This window comes from Thalassospira sp. MCCC 1A01148 (assembly GCF_001613795.1).
Lineage (GTDB): Bacteria > Pseudomonadota > Alphaproteobacteria > Rhodospirillales > Thalassospiraceae > Thalassospira.
Map to the genome: position 1 here is coordinate 247821 of NZ_LPVZ01000012.1, position 16211 is coordinate 264031.

Here is a 16211-nt window from a genome sequence, read left to right on the forward strand (position 1 = left end):
AACGTAAGGTGTTCGGTTTCGAACGCACTTGCACATGTCCATTTTGACAAGAAACAAGAAAAATCGTTCATGAGCACCAAGACTTCTGATCCGGCCGGTTCCGGACAAATCAGGGAAACCCGCCTTGCCGACGCGCTAAGCGAACGTTATCTCGCCTATGCGATGTCGACGATCATGTCGCGTTCCCTGCCTGATGTGCGTGATGGCCTCAAGCCCGTGCATCGCCGTCTTCTTTATGCCATGCGTCAGCTTAAACTGAACCCGGAGCACGGGTTCAAGAAATGCGCGCGTGTTGTCGGTGACGTGATCGGTAAGTATCACCCGCATGGTGATCAGTCGGTTTATGACGCGCTTGTCCGTTTGGCGCAGGATTTCGCGGTGCGTTACCCGCTGGTCGACGGTCAGGGCAACTTCGGTAACATTGACGGCGATAACGCCGCGGCAATGCGTTACACCGAAGCACGCATGACCGCAATTGCTGCTGCCCTGATGGACGGCCTTGACGAGGACGCGGTTGATTTCCGACCGACCTATGATGGCGAGGAGCAGGAACCGGTTGTCATGCCGGCGGCCTTCCCGAACCTTTTGGCCAATGGTGCGGCCGGTATTGCCGTGGGTATGGCGACCAATATTCCGCCCCATAACGTTGGCGAATTGTGTGCGGGTCTGATCAAGCTGATTGATGATCCGGAAACATCCATTGCGCAGCTTGCCCGTTGTGTGCCGGGCCCGGATTTCCCGACCGGTGGTGTTCTGGTAGAGCCGCGCGAAAATATTCTGGAAGCCTATGCCACGGGCCGCGGATCCTTCCGTCTGCGGGCCAAGTGGGAAGTCGAAAAACTGAGCCACGGTCTGTATCAGGTCGTGATCACCGAAATTCCCTATCAGGTGCAAAAAGCCAAGCTGGTTGAACGCATCGCCGATCTGATGGTGGCAAAGAAATTGCCGCTTCTGAACGATGTCCGCGATGAATCGACCGATGAGATCCGCCTGGTTTTGGAACCGCGTACCCGCGCGGTCGAGCCGGAACACCTGATGGAAATGCTGTTCAAGAATACCGAACTGGAAATCCGGTTTGGTCTGAACATGAACGTTCTGGATGCGGATAACACCCCGCGTGTCATGAACCTGCGTGAAGTTTTGCGTGCGTTCCTTGCACACCGTCAGGAAGTCCTGATCCGTCGTTCCAACCATCGGCTGGCCAAGATCAATCATCGTCTTGAAGTGTTGGAAGGCTATCTTGTTGCCTATCTCAACCTCGATGAAGTGATCCGTATCATCCGTTATGAGGATGAGCCGAAAAACGCATTGATGAAGGCCTTCGATCTGACCGAAGTGCAGGCCGATGCGATCCTTAATATGCGTCTGCGGTCTTTGCGCAAGCTTGAAGAGATGGAAATCAAAAACGAGCACGCCAAGCTGACCGAAGAAAAACAAGGGCTTGAAGCGCTCCTTGCCAGCGAAAGCATGCGTTGGGAAAAGATCCGTGACGAGATCGAGGTCATGCGCGAAAACTTTGGCAAGAAAACAGCCATTGGCAAGCGCCGCACCGAAATTGGCGATGCTCCAGAAGAAATTGAAGTGCCACTTGAAGCCCTGATTGAACGTGAACCGATTACGGTGATCTGTTCGAAAATGGGCTGGGTGCGTGCGTTGAAGGGCCATGTTGCAGATGTCAGCGACCTTAAATTCAAGGATGGTGACGAGCATCGCTTTGCGTTGAAGGCCTTTACCACGGACAAGCTTTTGATCCTGTCGACAGCCGGGCGTTGTTATACCATGTCGTGTGACAAGCTGCCGGGTGGTCGCGGACATGGTGAGCCAATCCGTCTTTCGATTGATCTGCCGCAGGAGCATGACATCGTTTCGATGGTCGTTCACAAGGACGGACGTAATCTGCTTGTGGCAAGTTCCGGCGGACGCGGCTTCCAGGTGGCCGAGAAAGAGGTGGTTGCGCAGACAAAGAACGGCAAACAGGTTCTTAACCTTGGCGCTGGTGAGGTCGCCAAGATTTTCGAGCCGGTCGAATGCGATCACGTGGCTGTTCTGGGCGATAACCGAAAGCTTCTGATTTATCCGGTTTCGGAAATCCCGGAAATGACCCGTGGGCGTGGTGTAATCCTTCAGAAATATCGCCAGGGCGGCCTATCGGACTTGATGCTGTTTAACCTTGAAGACGGTCTGAGCTGGACCATGGGTGGCAGTGAAGGGCGTACGCGAACTGTGACCGAACTCACTGAATGGATCGGCAAACGTGCAGGGGCAGGGCGCTTGCCGCCAAACGGCTTCCCGCGGTCCAACAAGTTCGAATAACGGCCGGTAAAAGACGTTTAAGAAAGCCGGATGGTGTGACGCCATCCGGCTTTTTCTTTGCGCGGTTGGCGAAAAATGATGCAGTACCGAACATTTGTTGCATTTCCCGGCAGAAATGGCCGCAATTCGGTGCAAAAGATATAGCGTTTTGGACGGTTAATATGTAACTTCCCAACCTGTTAAGCAGGATGCCCGCAATTTTCCTGTGAGATTCAAAAAGGGCTTGGGAGTGAAAAGTGAGATTTCTCGGAAATTTCGTCCGCGTGATCGACAGTCTTAATGACTGGATCGGACGCGGAGTGGCCTGGCTGGTGATCCCGATGGTCGTGATCACGTTCTTGGTGGCCACATTGCGTTACGGCTTCTCGATTGGCTGGGTGTCGATGCAGGAAAGCTACATGTGGCTGTATGGCATCATGTTCATGGTAGGCGCCGGCTATACGCTGCTGCATGGTGGTCATGTCCGTGTTGACGTGTTCTATCGTCCGGCTTCGGCACGTTACAAGGCATGGGTTGATCTTTTTGGATCCCTTTTCCTTCTGGCACCGGTCATCATCATGATGTTGATGTACAGTTACCCTTATGTTGCCACGAGCTGGCATCGCCTGGAAGGCTCACACGAAACGGGCGGGCTTCCGGGATTGTTCCTGTATAAATCAGTGATCCTGATCTTTTGTGTCCTGATGCTGCTTCAGGGGCTGTCGCTTGCGGCACGCAGCATTCTGGTACTGGCGGGTCACAAAGAGTTTGAAATTCAAGAAGAAGAGCACGAGGGCGTCTGATGTCGGGGGAAATTCTTAGCCTGGTAATGTTCGCCGTTGCGTGCGGCGTGCTTCTTCTTGGTTTTCCGGTTGCCTTCTCGCTTGCGGGCACCGGTCTTGCTTTTGCGCTTATCGGTAATTCGATGGGCGTGTTTGATATGCCGCTTCTTGGCTCTTTGCCGTCACGCTACTTCGGTGTGATGACCAACGAGCTTTACGTTGCGATCCCGCTGTTTGTGTTCATGGGTGTGATGCTTGAACGTGCTCGGATCGCCGAGAAGCTCCTGACCACCATGGGCATGCTGTTTGGCACCATGCGCGGCGGCCTTGGTATCTCGGTTGTTATTGTTGGCATGTTGCTCGCGGCATCGACCGGTATTGTCGGTGCGACGGTTGTCACCATGGGCTTGCTCAGTCTGCCGGCTATGCAGAAAGCCGGATATGATCCGAAACTTTCGACCGGTGTGATCTGTGCATCGGGTACCCTTGGTCAGATCATTCCGCCATCCATCGTTCTGGTTCTGCTGGGCGATATCCTGCAGGGGGCTTATGCCGAAGCGCAGCGTTCGCTGGGCAACTGGGCACCGGAACCGATTTCGGTGATGGATCTGTTTGCAGGGGCCTTCATTCCGGGCCTGATGCTTGTCGGGCTTTATATCGGCTGGATCATCATCAAATCATTGATCGATCCTGAATCCGCCCCGGCACTTGTTGAAGGCAAACGTCCCGAAGGTCTTTGGGGCGAAGTTCTGCGCGCCTTGCTGCCGCCGGCTCTGCTGATTGTTGCGGTTCTTGGATCGATCCTGACCGGTATTGCGACCCCGACAGAATCAGCGGCCTTTGGTTCTGTAGGTGCGACAATTCTGGCTGCGTTCTATAAGCGTCTTGATATGGCTGTGATGCGCCATGTTGTGCGCCAGACCGTTCAAGTCAGTGCGATGGTGTTTGTCATCCTGCTTGGTGCATCGGTGTTCTCGCTGGTGTTCCGTGGTCTGGGTGGTGATCATCTGGTCGAGGAACTGCTGCACAACCTTCCGGGTGGTGTCTTCAGTGCGATGCTGGTCGTGATGTTGCTTATGTTTTTCATGGGCTTCTTCCTTGATTTCATCGAGATCGTGTTTGTCGTGATCCCGATTGTCGGCCCGATCCTGCTGAAGCTTGATATTGATCCGGTTTGGCTGGGTGTGATGATTGCGATCAACTTGCAGACCAGCTTCCTGACGCCGCCATTTGGCTTTGCGCTGTTCTATCTGCGCGGTGTTGCCCCGGCGGCGATCAAGACACTTGATATCTATCGCGGTATCATTCCGTTCGTGGTCATTCAGATGCTGGGCCTGTGTCTTGTTGCAGCCTTCCCGTGGCTGGCGACCTGGCTGCCAAGCATTCTGTTCTAAGCAGAGCGAACACATACTTTCGAAGAAAAAGGCACCCGGACGGGTGCCTTTTTTATGTCTGACGACCTTGTGGCGTGTAAGGGCGGGGCAAATAAAAAGGGCTGGCATCTGCCAGCCCTTTGTCGTTTTCCGGTATCGGAGAACTTAGTATTTGAACGGCAGGATACGTGCCTGTGCGAATGCCGATTCCGAGAATTTCGACCATGCGATCGACTGGGTACGGAATGCGATGAGGCTTTCGAACACTTCCTGTGACAGCGGGTTCGAAGCAACGAGGTCACGCAGGACTTCACCGGACAGTTTGCCGAGGTTGGTGAGAATGTCGTCAGAGAACGGACGAACATCAACGCCGTGCTTGTTACGCAGGGTATCAAGCGCCTGAACGTTACGGGCGGTGAATTCAGACAGAACCATCTGGTTCACCGCGCGGTTTGCCTGCTCGACGATTGCCTTGAGATCATCCGGAAGTGCATTCCATGCATCCAGGTTGATGAAGTTATCAAGAACGGTCGCCGGCTCGTGCCAACCCGGGTAGTAGTAGTATTTCGCCGATTTATACAGGCCGAACGCCAGATCGTTGTACGGGCCAACCCATTCGGTCGCGTCAATTGCGCCCGACTGCAGTGCCGGCGGAATTTCACCACCCGGAAGGTTCACAACGTTGGCGCCAGCGGCTTTGACAACTTCGCCACCAAGGCCTGGAATACGCATTTTCAGACCTTTATAGTCGTCAATGGTGTTCATTTCCTTGTTGAACCAGCCGCCCATCTGGGTGCCGGTGTTGCCCGACGGGAAGAACTTACAGTTCAGTTCTGCATAGACCTTGTCGGCCAGTTCCTGACCGCCACCCCACTGGAACCATGCATTCTGTTCCTGTGCGTTCAGACCGAACGGCATTGCTGCGATATACTGGGTCGCATCAACCTTGCCCTTCCAGTAGTACGGCGCGCCGTGACCCATTTCGACAGTCCCGCTGCCGACAGCGTCGATGGCTTCGAATGCCGGAACAATTTCACCAGCGCCGAAAACGGTCACTTTCAGACGACCTTCGGATGCCTTGGTGATGTATTCGGCAAGAAGGTTCGCACCGGTGCCAAGGCCCGGAAAGTTTTTCGGCCAGGTGGTGATAAGGCGCCACTCACGGACGTCCTGGGCAATTGCCGGTTTGGCGAAAGTTGACGCGGCAGCAGCAGTCGCACCTGCTACGGCAGCGCCGGAAAGAAATTGACGACGTTTCATTGGTTACAACCTCCCAAAGATGCAAGCTCATGATTTATCAGTAAAAGCCGTTCAATCGGCTATGAACCGCAGCTTATATGCGTCTGCAAGGGTAGGCAACCGGGGATCGAGTGGTTGCGTAGGACTTTAGTCTAATAAGGAGGGGTGTCCAGATTGTAGAGGGCAATGGCGTTATTAATCGGACTGGGTGTCCGTGTCTTTAAATGCCATCGAGACCCACTGACCGTCCTGGAAACCTTCAAGGGGCTGGAAGCGCATTTTATAGGACATCTTGCGACACTCTTCGATCCAGTAGCCAAGATAGATATGCGGAAGCGATAGCATTTTGGCTTCATTGATCAGATCAAGAATGATGTAGGTGCCCAGTCCGCGACGGTCTTCTGCCGGATCGAAAAAGCTGTAAACCGCCGACAAGCCGTCGGCCAACGTGTCGACCAAAGCGACGGCAATCAGGCTGTCATCCTTGCGGCGATACTCAAAAATCGAGCTGTCTACAGTACTGTCTTCGATCATTGCGCGGTAATCACGTGCATCCATCCGCGCCATGTCGCCATTACCGTGGCGGACATCCTGATAGGTGCTAAAGAGCTGATACTGCTCTTGTGTTGCGGTCGGTGGCATCACTGTGCGGACAAGGTCGTTATTTCTATTGTTTATGCGGCGAAATGATCGGCCGGGCTTGAACCCGTCACAGCATACCCTTACCGGCACACAGGCGTTGCAATCACTACAGGCCGGAAGATACGCAATGGAATGACTGCGGCGAAAACCTGAGCGCGACAGCAGATCATGGACATTGTTGGCTTCCGGGCCACGCAGTTCGGTAACCAGCTTGCGTTCGAAGCGGCCGGGCAGGTAGGGGCACGGCATCGGTGCGGTCATGAAATAATGCTGTGTCAGGCGCCGCTGGTTTACTGTCATTTCGTCCGATCAGTTCCGGTCATATCAAAGAGAGCTACTCTATGAGATTAGGTGCTGTTTATGACAGTTTAAAGGCCTGACGTTCAAAAGGGCACTGAATTCTGAAGCGTTGTCCGAAATCACTGCTGTGCAGGAACCGAGAATGTCGGGCGACGCTTTGTTTCGCCTTGTGCCGGTTGATCGACCGGGGCTGCTGGTGTTGCGCTGGCCGGTGCAGACTGATTGTCTGTTGCTTCGCCTTCCGGGGCTGTACGTTCGCCAGTCCCGCGCAGCAAGGTAATGCTGATACGGCGGTTGCTTTCATTTTCCGGTGCTTCGGGCAATAGCGGATCGGTGTCAGACAGGCCGGCAACCTTGGCAAACCGAGCTGTATCAAGACCCAAACCTTCAAGTGCCCGCCGTGTCGCCAGCGCGCGGTCTGCCGAAAGTTCCCAGTTGGAATACCCATCTGTGCGATTGAACGGCACAGCATCGGTATGGCCTTCGATTGAGACGTCCTGAGGCATGTTTTCGATCACGCCTGCGACCTGTTGCAGCAAAAGGCGCGTATGTTCAGCCATGGCGGCACTGCCGCTCGGGAACATGGCTGTGCCATCTTCGTCAAGGATCTGGATGCGCAAACCTTCATCGGTGTTTTCGATGCGAATGTTCTTTTCAAGTCCCTGAAGTTCTTCGTTAGCTTCAATCGCCTTAAGGAGTTCTTCCTGGGCCTCGTTGAATTCCTGTTCTTCCATCTGCGCGACCCGAATGGCTTCGCGTTCTTCGGGCGTTTGAACCGGTGGGATATCCATGCTGACGGTAGGTGCCCCGAATTCAGAACGCAGAGCGCCTTCTTCGGCAAGGCTGGTCCCGCCCAGCAAACCGCCAGAGCCGGATTCATTTTGAGAGATTGTTTCTGGCGTGAAATACATCGACACGCCTTGCAGCTGTTCTTCCGTCGCGCTTGAAAGCAGCCAAAGCAACAGGAAAAACGCCATCATTGCCGTCACGAAGTCAGCATAGGCGACCTTCCAGGCACCGCCATGGTGGCCGTGGCCACCTTTCTTTACTTTCTTGATGACGATATCAGGCATGCGTCATGGGTTCCCTAGGCCTTGGCGTTCACTGAAATCAGACGGACGGTGCGTCTTGCAAGGCTTCGTCAAGTTCCTTGAAGTTCGGACGGAGATCATGTGGCAGGGTTTTGCGCGCAAATTCGACAGAAACTTGCGGTGCGTAGCCCTGCATATGACCAATCAGTGCCGCCTTGATGCAGTTGTAGTACTTGGCGTCGGTTTCAACAGTGTTTTTGATGATCGATGCTGTCGGACCCACAAAGCCATATGCGCCGAGAATACCAAGGAAAGTACCAACAAGGGCGGCTGCAATCAGCCCACCAAGGATTTCTGGCGGTTCTGTTACCGAACTCATAGTGACAATCACGCCAAGAACCGCGGCCACAATACCGAGGGCAGGAAGGCCATCGCCAGCAGTCTGAACCGCGGCAGCAACAGCGTGCTCTTCCTCGTGATGGGCTTCCAGTTCCTGATCCATGACTGCTTCAAGTTCATAGGCATTGGTTGTGCCAAGGGTGAGCAGACGGAGATAATCACACATGAATTCCAACGCGTGATGGTCTTTCATCAGCATTGGGAAATTGGAAAAAAGGTTTGAGCTCTCCGGATTCTCGACGTGGCTTTCAAGCGCAAGGTCACCTTTGGACTTTGCCAAGCGAAAAACCGCATACAGGCAAATCAGGAGCTCCTGATAAGCGGCCTTTTTCTTGGGGCCTTTCATGGCACGCAGCGTGTAGGTGAAAGATCTTTTGACAATACCCAACGGGTTGGCCGTCAAATAAGCACCGAAGGCGGCCCCGAAAATGATCAGGACTTCAAGCGGCTGGACAAGAATGCCGAATTCCCCGTGCGGTAGATAACCACCGAGGACAGAGCCGATTACGACGATATAACCGATTATCAAGAACATTCTGTTTTTTACTCCGCTACCCCAAGCAAGACACCTGAACCGTTACCCAAAGCTCATTGAAATATATGGTGTCTGCGCCCGTGCAGATCACGTTTCTGGTATCTATATGCTCTTATTAAGTTTTAATCTTGTTAACATCGCGTTTAAATTAGCAGCGAGTTAGGTTTGACAGCGCGGTGATTAGACGCCATTTTCCCCAAGCCCTGCAGATGGGTGCGTACACCATCCGAATTTGTATACAAGAGCATTCTTAAATATGTCTTTCTCTCCGCGTGATTTTCGCGACTGCCTTGGCCAGTTCACAACTGGTGTGGCCGTTGTTACGACCCGTACCGCCGACGGCGCAAAAGCGGGAATCACCATCAACAGCTTTGCCTCGGTATCGCTTGAGCCAGCTTTGGTCTTGTTTTCGGTTGATCATCGTGCTGCTACGCATGCGCTGTTCACCGGGGATGCGACGCGTTTCTGCATCAACATCCTGAGCCAGGACCAGAAACAGGTTTCCGAGCTGTTTTCTGCACCCGGTCAGGACGGCTGGGAAAAGGTCGCCTATGAGGATGACAGTCTTGGTATGCCGCGCCTGACCGGCAGTGTTGCTGCTTTTACCTGTGAGCGCCATGCACTGCATGAAGGCGGCGATCACAGCATCATCGTTGGCCATGTGCGCGAATTGGTGATGGGCGAAACGGGGGCGCCATTGCTTTATTATGGCGGCCGTTATCGTGCCTTGGGCGATTAAGTCTAGGTTGAAGCACACACGTAAAAAGGGCCGCGGTGACATACCAGCGGCCCTTTTCTTTTCCTCGATTAATCGAGCGAGGTGTTACCGAGCAACCGCCCGCCAAAGCCTTCCTTGATGAGGCGGTCGATCACGTCCTGACCATGGCGGGTATCGCGGACTTCAAGCACCATATCGACGTCGGTTTGCTTGGCTGGCACATCATAGAAATGGCGCTGATGATAGACTTCAATGATGTTTGCCTCTTCTTCGCCGATCAATGCGCTGATGGTGGACAATGCGCCCGGGACGTCCGGAATTTCGATCCGGACACGCACAAGACGCCCTTCACGCGCCATACCACGCATCAGAACCTGCGCAAGCAAGCGGGTGTCGATATTGCCGCCACTGACAATCAGACAGACTTTCTTGCCCTTGAAGCGATCCGGGTGATCCAGCAGGGCTGCGAGCGGGGCTGCACCGGCACCTTCGACAACGCTTTTCTCGATCTCGATCATCATCTGGATGGATCGTTCGATCGAGCTTTCTTCGACCGGAACGACGTCATCGAGCTTTTCCTTGCAGATTTCAAGCGTCAGGCCGCCGGGCTGTTTGACAGCGATGCCTTCGGCGATGGTGACGCCACCGCCCGTGAATTCTTTGCCGTGCATGCCTTCATACATTGACGGGTAAAGCTTGGTCTCAACCCCCACGACTTCGATATCGGGGCGTCGTGACTTGATCGCGGTGACAACACCGGATGCCAGACCGCCACCGCCAATCGGCACCACAATGGTGTCGATGTCTGTATTTTCATTGAGAATTTCGAGCCCGACGGTGCCCTGACCAGCGATGATATGTGGGTCATCAAAGGGATGAACAAAGGTCAGGCCGCGTTCCTGCTGGATGCGACCGGCGGCTTCAAGGCTTTCGGCAAAGACGTTGCCGGTCAGAACGACTTCGGCGCCGTGCGAACGCGTATGGTGGACCTTGGTGTAGGGGGTGTTTTTGGGCATTACGATGGTGGCGGGAATGCCAAGACGCTTGGCGTTATAGGCAACGCCCTGCGCGTGGTTACCCGCCGAGACGGCGATAACACCCTTGTCGCGTTCTTCTGGTGTCAGGCTTGCCAGTTTGACATATGCGCCACGTTCCTTGAAGGACGCGGTATATTGCTGGTTTTCAAGTTTAAGATAAACTTCTGCCTGGCAAATATTTGAAAGCGTTAATGATTTTACCAGTGGTGTTTTCGCGACGATGTCTTCGAGCAAGCCGGATGCGCGAACAATGTCGTGATAGGAAACAGTCATAATTTCCATGCTCCTGCGGCCACCACCTGTCTGGTATGGTGGCAATAATATCATGTGTTGGGTGAAAAACGGTAATCAACCGGACCTGTCATCCGCAGATGACAGGGATCACATTCGCAGGTCGGAAATCCCCATAATCATGGCGATCACACCGGCACGAAGCGTCGGGCGGGAGTGTGATTCGAGGATGTCAGTAGCTGCAGACATAGCCATGTACTTTCCGGGTTTGGATGTGTTTGAGAAACGCACCTTTGCGGATTGCACGCGCAAGGTCAAGTACGTGAAGAGAAAAACCGGGTTGCGTGACATGCAACCCGGTTCCCTGATGTTCTTTGTGTTCAGCCAGTCGGCGCTTTATTCCATGTTCAGGATCACGGTCTTCTTGTAGGTGAAGTGTTCAAGCATGCTTTCAAGCGATGCTTCCTTGCCAAGTCCGGAAAGCTTGATGCCGCCATAGGACAGGTTCGGTTGCACGACGAGGTTCTGGTTGACCTGCACAAAGCCCGCCTCAAGGCGTTTGGTTGCGACAAGTGCAGTTTTAAGATCCGTTGTCCAGACGGTCGCGGCCAGACCAAAATCACTGTCATTGGCAAGTTCAAGGGCCTCTTCAAAGGTTTTGAACTTGAAGACACAGGCGACAGGGCCAAAAATTTCTTCCCGGGCAACGCGTGCGTTTGGATCAACATCGGTGAAGATCACCGGGCGGACGAACAGGCCATCGGAAAGGGCGCTGTCAGTGGGAAGGGCGCTTAGTTCATTTTTGGTTGCGCCTTCTTTTTCGCCGGTTTCGATATAACCGCAGACCTTGTCGAACTGTTTGCGGTTGATGATTGTGCCGATGTCGGTTTCTTCATCCAGCGGGTCGCCCATTTTAAGGCTGTTGACCTTGTCAATCAGGCGTTTGACGAATTCGTCATGGAGGCTTTCATGCACCAGCATGCGCGAAGCCGCCGTGCAGCTTTGTCCCTGACGGGTGAAGCGCATGCCACCAATCGCACCGGCAATCGCCTTATCAAGGTCGGCATCACCCATGACGATCATCGGTGACTTGCCGCCGAGTTCGAGTGTGACCGGAATGAGTTTTTCGGCAGCGGCGCGATACACCGTGCGGCCGGTTTCAACCGATCCGGTGAATGAAACCTTTTTGACGTCCTTGTGTTCGACCAGCGGGCCACCGCAAGAAGGGCCAAAGCCCGAAAGGATGTTGAACACACCAGCCGGAAGAACTTCCTGCATGATTTGGCAAACGCGCAGAACAGCAAGCGGAGTATCTTCTGCGGATTTGACGACGACCGCGTTACCGGCAACCAGTGCCGGGGCCACCTTGATCGCCATCAGCATCATGGGCACGTTCCACGGAATGATCGCACCGACGACGCCCACGGCTTCGCGGGTGGTCAGGGTCATCATGTTCGGGTTGAACGGAACCGTTTCGCCCTTGAGTTCGGATGCCAAGCCACCGAAGAAGACAAACATGTCGGCCAGAACAGATGCCTCCACGCGGCTTTCGGTACGAAGGGCCTTGCCCGATTCCAGGGCAACCAGACGTCCGAGTTCTTCGGAATGGGACATCAGAATGCGACCACATTCGGCCAGCAACTTGCCGCGTTCACGTGCAGGGCGTTCTGCCCAATCCTTCTGGGCGGCTTTGGCCGCTGCGACGGCAGTTGCGACGTCATCGGCGTCACCATCTGCGGCCTGACCGATGACCTTGCCCGTTGCAGGGTTGAGAACATCAAAGCTCTTGCCGTTTTTTGGGGCGACAAGTTTTCCGTTGATCAGGTGATAGCCAGACAGTTCCTTGGCCAGAACGGTAGGATCAAGGATCGGATCGATGGGCATTTCAGGCTCCCTGTAGGTTGATGTGCGAGTGCGGAAAACCGCGTGGGGCGCACAATATTGGTTATTTGGTATTGGTTTACCAAATTATCGACAGGGCGACCCAATATCAAGCGCAATTAGCACCCTAATCGGTGCAGAGCAGATGCAAGTCGCATGACAGGGGGCAAAAGGGCTGTTACCCTTGGCAGGCTGAAAGGCCAGCCCGGCGGCGGTACGTGTCTGGGCGCCTGATATTCGCAAACGATGGAGTATATTGTGCCACGTCATTTCGATACGACGTTCGATGTTGTTAAGGAACTCAAACCTTCCTATCCGGTGTATTGCCTAAGACCCAATATTCTTCGAGAAACAGCGCAGCGCTTTGTCGAAATGTTCCCGGGAGACGTCCTTTATGCGGTGAAGTGCAACCCGCATCCGGAGGTCATGCGATATCTTCATGAAGGCGGGGTGCGCCATTTCGACACCGCGTCGCCAGAAGAGATTTCCATCGTGCGCCGCCAATTCCCGGGAATGAAGGCCTATTTCATGCATCCGGTCAAAAGTCGTGATGCAATTCGTAATGCCTATCGGGTGTTCGGGATTGATCACTATGTGATTGATACCATCGAAGAACTTGAGAAAATCCGCGAGGAGACCGAGGGCGATACGAACCTGGTTATCCATGTGCGTCTTGCGACCCCGCCAGCTGGTGCGACCTATAACCTTTCCGCCAAGTTTGGTGCGCGTCCGATGGTGGCAGCCGAGCTTCTGAAGAAAGTCGACGAATATGGCTATCACGCTGGCCTGTGTTTCCATGTCGGGTCGCAATGCACCACGCCAACCGGTTACCGCATTGCGGTCGAACTTATCCGTCAGGTCGTCGATTTCTCGGGGGTTAAGGTCAAGCATATTGACGTTGGGGGCGGTTTCCCCGGTCAGTATATGAACCAGCGCGGGGCTAGCCTTGACGAGTTCATGGACGAGATCAAGGATTGTATCCGCTGGCTTGATATGCCCGACACGACTTATATGTGCGAACCGGGCAGGGCGTTGGTTTCCAGTGGTATTTCCCTGATCACGCAGGTGCATTTGCGCAAGGAAGATACGCTGTTCATCAATGATGGTGTTTATGGCAGCCTTTCGGAGACAGTAACCGGGCAATTGCGTTATCCGGTGCGCCCGATGCGCATTGATGGCGATTTTGATCCGCATGAAACGCTCGACTTCACGATCTATGGACCGACCTGCGACAATATGGATGTATTACCGGCAACCGTGACCTTGCCTGCCGACATTCGCGAAGGTGACTGGATCGAGTTTGGTCATATCGGCGCCTATAGCAATGCGCTTGCCACACATTTCAACGGGTTCCATCCCGAGGTGCAGGTAACGGTTAGCGAAGCGTTCCCTTATATCGACGGTGAGTTTCCGTCGGTCGCGATGGACTAGGGCGTAAACACAAGGGCGTTGGGAAAAACCGATAAAATTGATCATTACGGTAAAAAGGTACTTGTTTACCTATAATGGTTGATTGCACTATGCTGCCCGCACGAATGACCGGCAGGGAAACCTGCCGGTCAGAACGATTTCTTGGGGAAGCAGTACAGTGACCAACAGCCTTTTCATGCGTATCCGTGACCGGTTTCCATCAGATTTGTCTTCGGTGCTGATCGAGACGCCGGGTGGCAAAACCTATAGCTATGGGGATGCAGAAACAGCATCTGCCCAGATTGCCGGTCTTCTGACGTCGCTTGGTGCGAAAAAGGGCGACAGGGTTGCCGTTCAGGTCGATAAATCCCCCGAAGCACTGTTTCTTTATCTTGGCTGCATTCGTGCGGGTCTTGTGTATCTGCCGCTGAATACCGCTTATCAGGCGGGTGAGCTTGCCTATTTCATGGATAACGCATCGCCGGTGATCTTCGTGTGCCAGCCCCATCGTGAGGATGAGGTCAAGGCAATCGCGAACGATCAGGGCGTTGCGCATGTTCTGACTTTGGGCATGGAATCCGAGGGAAGCTTGATGGATGGGGCGGCATCGCAACCATCGGACTTCGCCCCGGTTGCCTGTGATGATGACGCGCTGGCGGCTATTCTTTATACCTCGGGCACAACAGGCAAGCCCAAGGGGGCGATGATGACCCAGATGAACCTGTGGTCCAACGCGGCAACGCTTGAAAAGCTGTGGGGCTTTAACGGCGACGATACGCTGCTGCATGCCTTGCCAATCTTCCATACCCATGGCCTTTTCATCGCGTGTCACTGTGTGATGCTGTCGGGATCAAAAATGTTCTTCTTGCCGAAGTTTGATCGTGATCAGGTAATGTCCCTTTTGCCGCGCAGTACCGTGATGATGGGGGTACCAACCTTCTACGTCCGTCTGTTGTCAGGCGAAGACTTTACCGCCGATGTTACATCAAACATGCGGCTGTTCATTTCCGGGTCCGCGCCGCTTCTGCCCGAGACATTTACCGCCTTCAAGGAGCGCACCGGCAAGGCGTTGCTGGAACGTTACGGCATGACAGAAATGGGCATGGCAACATCCAACCCGCTGGTTGGAGAACGGATTGTTCATACGGTCGGTCCGGCATTGCCCGATGTGGATGTCCGTGTATGTGATGAAGACGGCAGTGTTCTGGGTACAGACGAGATCGGCGTGCTTGAAGCGCGTGGACCGAATGTATTTTCCGGTTACTGGCAGATGCCTGAAAAAACCGCCGAGGAATTCCGTGAAGGCGGATTCTTTATCACTGGCGACATCGCCAAGATCGATGCCAAGGGATATGTCCATATTGTCGGGCGTGCCAAGGATCTGGTGATTTCCGGCGGATTTAATGTCTATCCCAAGGAAATTGAAACCCTGATCGACAAGATGGATGGTGTTGTTGAAAGTGCCGTGATTGGCGTTCAGCACCCCGATTTTGGCGAGGCGGTTGTTGCCGTGATCGTGCCGGAAGAAAAGGGCGGTCTAAGTGAAGAGGGCGTGATTGCCACGATCAAATCCGAACTGGCCAACTTCAAGGTGCCCAAGCGGGTTTTCTTTGTCGATGAACTGCCACGTAACGCAATGGGCAAGGTGCAAAAGAATGTCCTGCGCGAGGAACACAAGGCCTTGTTTGCCAACTGACATATGGCGAACGAGACGGGGCTTTTGATCCCGGATTATAAGATGCAGACAAAGAAAAAACCCCGACAGAGCTTCTGTCGGGGTTTTTTCGTGGACGCTACGGTCGTGGCTTAGCGACCGAAAGCAACACGGTGTGCTACATCGTCGATCATATCGCGGTTCAAACCGATGTCAGCCAGTTCGCGCGTATCAAGCTTACGCAGCGCATTCTGGGTCTGGTACTGAACGCGCAGAGCGCGAAGGAAAGCAAAAATCTTGGTTACGATCATTTCATCACCTATTTCAAACCGGCCGATTATTCGGCGTCTATTCAGTTAACCGGCATGTTCTCACCGAGATATTCCGCATCGGAATAGTTAGCTGGTTTGACGTGTCGGTTTGCATGGGATGTATCGAATGATCAACTGCTTGGTGGCGCATTCATCAGTCGATACGTCCTATTCATTTCGTGAAGGCAATCTACGGGTGATTGCGGATATAATCCAATGCGTTTTTTGCATGTCAGCGAATTGAAAAGCGCAGAAATCCCTGAAATCTCTCGTTAATGGGTCGGTTTTTCGACGGGTAATGTCATTTGTCGCTATTTATTGCTATGCGTGGGGTGCATGGGTTCTAAAGTTGCGTGACATGCTATGGTTGATTACC

Annotated in this window: 13 protein-coding genes; 6 read left to right on the plus strand and 7 right to left on the minus strand. The window is 53.7% G+C overall.

Annotated elements, in window-relative coordinates:
• Positions 1-69 precede the first annotated feature (69 nt).
• The 3 genes from parC (at position 70) to AUQ43_RS04050 (ending at position 4468) form a co-directional block, all read left to right on the plus strand.
• Positions 70-2313, plus strand: a complete 2244-nt coding sequence (gene parC / locus AUQ43_RS04040; RefSeq protein ID WP_062954800.1) for a DNA topoisomerase IV subunit A — start codon at positions 70-72, stop codon at positions 2311-2313.
• Positions 2314-2549: 236 nt separating this feature from the next.
• Positions 2550-3095 (plus strand): TRAP transporter small permease subunit, encoded by a 546-nt coding sequence (locus AUQ43_RS04045; RefSeq protein ID WP_062954803.1) that lies wholly within the window; start codon positions 2550-2552, stop codon positions 3093-3095.
• Complete coding sequence (locus AUQ43_RS04050) at positions 3095-4468, plus strand: TRAP transporter large permease subunit (RefSeq protein ID WP_062954806.1); 1374 nt, start codon at positions 3095-3097, stop codon at positions 4466-4468. Before AUQ43_RS04045 ends, AUQ43_RS04050 begins: the two co-directional genes overlap by 1 nt.
• Positions 4469-4612: 144 nt before the next feature.
• On the opposite strand, the gene AUQ43_RS04055 is transcribed toward AUQ43_RS04050, so the two are convergent.
• The 4 genes from AUQ43_RS04055 to motA form a co-directional block, all read right to left on the minus strand.
• Complete coding sequence (locus tag AUQ43_RS04055) at positions 4613-5707, minus strand: TRAP transporter substrate-binding protein (protein ID WP_062954815.1); 1095 nt, start codon at positions 5705-5707, stop codon at positions 4613-4615.
• 174 nt (positions 5708-5881) lie between these two features.
• Positions 5882-6628, minus strand: a complete 747-nt coding sequence (locus tag AUQ43_RS04060; protein ID WP_062954816.1) for an arginyltransferase — start codon at positions 6626-6628, stop codon at positions 5882-5884.
• Positions 6629-6747: 119 nt separating this feature from the next.
• Positions 6748-7701 carry a flagellar motor protein MotB gene (locus tag AUQ43_RS04065; RefSeq protein ID WP_062954817.1) on the minus strand — a complete coding sequence of 318 codons (954 nt, stop codon included), beginning with the start codon at positions 7699-7701 and terminating at the stop codon, positions 6748-6750.
• A 37-nt stretch (positions 7702-7738) separates the two neighbouring features.
• On the minus strand, positions 7739-8593 hold the full coding sequence (motA, locus tag AUQ43_RS04070) for a flagellar motor stator protein MotA (protein ID WP_062954818.1): 855 nt from the start codon (positions 8591-8593) through the stop codon (positions 7739-7741).
• Between the two features lie 256 nt (positions 8594-8849).
• Between motA and AUQ43_RS04075 the strand changes: the two genes are divergently transcribed.
• Positions 8850-9332: a flavin reductase family protein gene (locus AUQ43_RS04075; RefSeq protein WP_062954819.1), complete on the plus strand. Its 483-nt coding sequence runs from the start codon at positions 8850-8852 to the stop codon at positions 9330-9332.
• 68 nt (positions 9333-9400) lie between these two features.
• Here the strand turns inward: AUQ43_RS04075 and AUQ43_RS04080 are convergent, their stop codons facing one another.
• Together AUQ43_RS04080 and AUQ43_RS04090 are read right to left on the minus strand one after the other, a co-directional pair.
• A complete protein-coding gene (locus AUQ43_RS04080) occupies positions 9401-10621 on the minus strand; it encodes a threonine ammonia-lyase (RefSeq protein ID WP_084271998.1) in 1221 nt (406 codons plus the stop codon).
• 354 nt (positions 10622-10975) lie between these two features.
• Complete coding sequence (locus AUQ43_RS04090) at positions 10976-12463, minus strand: aldehyde dehydrogenase family protein (protein WP_062954822.1); 1488 nt, start codon at positions 12461-12463, stop codon at positions 10976-10978.
• A 243-nt stretch (positions 12464-12706) separates the two neighbouring features.
• Here AUQ43_RS04090 and AUQ43_RS04095 point away from each other — a divergent pair, with 243 nt between their 5' ends.
• Both AUQ43_RS04095 and AUQ43_RS04100 read left to right on the plus strand, forming a co-directional pair.
• Entirely contained in the window at positions 12707-13891 is a 1185-nt protein-coding gene (locus AUQ43_RS04095) for a type III PLP-dependent enzyme (protein WP_232310576.1), read from the plus strand.
• Between the two features lie 157 nt (positions 13892-14048).
• On the plus strand, positions 14049-15566 hold the full coding sequence (locus AUQ43_RS04100) for a malonyl-CoA synthase (RefSeq protein WP_062954823.1): 1518 nt from the start codon (positions 14049-14051) through the stop codon (positions 15564-15566).
• 110 nt (positions 15567-15676) lie between these two features.
• Here the strand turns inward: AUQ43_RS04100 and AUQ43_RS20055 are convergent, their stop codons facing one another.
• Positions 15677-15835: a DUF1127 domain-containing protein gene (locus AUQ43_RS20055; protein WP_082923501.1), complete on the minus strand. Its 159-nt coding sequence runs from the start codon at positions 15833-15835 to the stop codon at positions 15677-15679.
• Positions 15836-16211: the final 376 nt, after the last annotated feature.

Bases quoted from the DNA above. Each gene is read 5' to 3' on its own strand.
- AUQ43_RS04075 (WP_062954819.1), top strand. From the start codon at position 8,850: ATGTCTTTCTCTCCGCGTGATTTTCGCGACTGCCTTGGCCAGTTCACA.
- AUQ43_RS20055 (WP_082923501.1), bottom strand. From the start codon at position 15,835: ATGATCGTAACCAAGATTTTTGCTTTCCTTCGCGCTCTGCGCGTTCAG.
- motA (WP_062954818.1), bottom strand. From the start codon at position 8,593: ATGTTCTTGATAATCGGTTATATCGTCGTAATCGGCTCTGTCCTCGGT.
- AUQ43_RS04090 (WP_062954822.1), bottom strand. From the start codon at position 12,463: ATGCCCATCGATCCGATCCTTGATCCTACCGTTCTGGCCAAGGAACTG.
- AUQ43_RS04080 (WP_084271998.1), bottom strand. From the start codon at position 10,621: ATGACTGTTTCCTATCACGACATTGTTCGCGCATCCGGCTTGCTCGAA.
- AUQ43_RS04055 (WP_062954815.1), bottom strand. From the start codon at position 5,707: ATGAAACGTCGTCAATTTCTTTCCGGCGCTGCCGTAGCAGGTGCGACT.
- AUQ43_RS04060 (WP_062954816.1), bottom strand. From the start codon at position 6,628: ATGACAGTAAACCAGCGGCGCCTGACACAGCATTATTTCATGACCGCA.
- parC (WP_062954800.1), top strand. From the start codon at position 70: ATGAGCACCAAGACTTCTGATCCGGCCGGTTCCGGACAAATCAGGGAA.
- AUQ43_RS04095 (WP_232310576.1), top strand. From the start codon at position 12,707: ATGGAGTATATTGTGCCACGTCATTTCGATACGACGTTCGATGTTGTT.
- AUQ43_RS04050 (WP_062954806.1), top strand. From the start codon at position 3,095: ATGTCGGGGGAAATTCTTAGCCTGGTAATGTTCGCCGTTGCGTGCGGC.
- AUQ43_RS04065 (WP_062954817.1), bottom strand. From the start codon at position 7,701: ATGCCTGATATCGTCATCAAGAAAGTAAAGAAAGGTGGCCACGGCCAC.